The 1,571-nt window shown below is 61.0% G+C and carries 1 protein-coding gene; it reads left to right on the forward strand.

Annotated elements, in window-relative coordinates:
- Positions 1 to 247: 247 nt before the first annotated feature.
- Positions 248 to 1,571: tRNA (N6-isopentenyl adenosine(37)-C2)-methylthiotransferase MiaB (gene miaB, locus QZ269_RS13050; RefSeq protein WP_291427129.1), on the forward strand; the 1,324-nt coding region annotated here is incomplete at its 3' end.

The raw sequence follows: 1,571 nt of genomic DNA on the forward strand, positions 1-1,571 counted from the left end.
TTTTCGTTTGAAAATCACGCTTCGCCATGCCGAGAGTATTTGGCCGATGGATACAGTAAAAATAGCCAGCCTGCTTAGTGGCTACTTATCAAATGTTATGCAGTCTCCGACTTTGCGGTTGCCCTGGACCCTTGAGGCCAGCAGTACGCCTGTGCGCTAGACTGTGCCCTATTGCCGTCAGCAGCGGGCGGTGAAAAGGCCCCGGAATCCCTCCGTCAGGCCGAGGAGCAAGTATGCAGGTACAACGATGAAGGCCCACGTCATTACTTACGGCTGCCAGATGAACGAGTACGACACCCATCTGGTCGAGTCTCAACTGGTTTCTTTCGGCGCAGATATGGTAGATAGCCCCGACGAGGCCGATTTCGTGCTTATTAACACCTGCGCGGTGCGCGGCAAGCCGGTCGACAAGGTTCGCAGCGTGCTGGGCAACCTGCGTAAGCAAAAGCAGCAGCGCCCGCTGGTGGTCGGCATGATGGGCTGCCTCGCGCAACTCGAAGAAGGCCAGCAGATTGCCCGCAAGTTCGAGGTCGACGTGCTGCTGGGGCCGGGCAGCCTGCTGGATATCGGTCAGGCGCTCGAAAGTAACGAACGCTTCTGGGGGCTGCAATTCAAGGACGAACTGCACGGGCATATTCCCCCAGCGCCGCAGGGCAAATTGCAGGCGCACCTGACCATCATGCGCGGCTGCGACCACCACTGCACCTACTGCATCGTGCCGACCACACGCGGGCCGCAGGTCAGCCGCAGCCCCGACGACATTCTGCGCGAACTCGACTTGCAACTGGCGGCGGGCGTGCAAGAAGTCACGCTGCTGGGCCAGAACGTCAACGCTTACGGTGTGGATCAGGGCGCTAAACTCGCCGGATACCCCAGCTTTGCCGACCTGCTGCGAATGGTGGGGCGCTCGGGCGTAAAGCGCGTCAAGTTCACGACCTCGCACCCCATGAACTTCACGGTGGACGTGGCGGCAGCGATGGCCGAGACTCCCGCCATCTGCGAATTCGTTCACCTGCCAGTGCAGAGCGGCTCAGACCGGGTGCTGCGCCGTATGGCCCGCGAGTACAACCGTGAAAAGTATCTCCAGCACATTGCGGATATTCGCAGGCACATTCCCGACGTGGTGCTGTTCACCGACATCATCGTGGGCTTTCCCGGCGAAACCGAGGAAGACTTTCAAGACACGCTGAGCCTGTACGACGAGGTCGGTTACGACAGCGCCTACATGTTCATCTACTCGCCGCGCCCCGGCACGCCCAGTTACAGACACTTCGAGGACCTGCCCCGCGAACTCAAGACCGAGCGTTTGCAACGTCTGATTATCAAGCAAAAGGAGTGGGCCGCCCGCAAGAACGCCGAGAAGGTCGGCACGGTTCAGGAAGTGTTACTGCGCGGCGACGCCCACAGCGAGGGCTTTTTGGAAGGCCACACGCGCGGCAATCACCCGACGGTGGTGCCCAAGGCCATCGGCGCGGGTGGCGCGGGCATCTACCCGGTGCGGATCGAGCAGGCCACGCCGCACATGTTCTACGGCAAGATTCTCGGTCCCGACGGTCAGCCCCTGCCCGAGC

This window comes from Deinococcus sp., assembly GCF_018260405.1.
In the GTDB taxonomy this organism is placed as follows: domain Bacteria; phylum Deinococcota; class Deinococci; order Deinococcales; family Deinococcaceae; genus Deinococcus.